The organism is Burkholderia sp. SIMBA_051, from assembly GCF_046534915.1.
Lineage (GTDB): Bacteria > Pseudomonadota > Gammaproteobacteria > Burkholderiales > Burkholderiaceae > Burkholderia > Burkholderia ambifaria.
Map to the genome: position 1 here is coordinate 1 of NZ_JAWRXS010000602.1, position 252 is coordinate 252.

General features: G+C 81.7%; 1 pseudogene. It reads right to left on the minus strand.

Annotation, left to right across the window (positions count from 1 at the left end):
- Positions 1-252 (minus strand): annotated as a pseudogene (locus SB771_RS35900) (DNA polymerase Y family protein); the annotation flags it as partial.

A 252-nucleotide genomic window follows, 5' to 3' on the forward strand; every position in this document is an offset into this window, starting at 1 on the left:
GCGCGGCCGGGCCTGGGGCAGCAGGGCCACGGGCAGGGCGTCGAGCCGGCGCGCCAGGGTGCGCGGGGTGAGCACCCGGCGCGGCGGCCGGCGTCCGCCGCGATGCGCCAGCAGCCAGGCGCCGGCGGCGGTGGGCGCCATGCCCAGCGACACGCGCAGGTCCAGCGCGGCCAGCGTGGCGGCCACGCGCCGGTGCAGCGCGCGCGGCCCGCGGAAGAACAGCAGGCTGGCGCCGACGTTGAGCAGCACGGT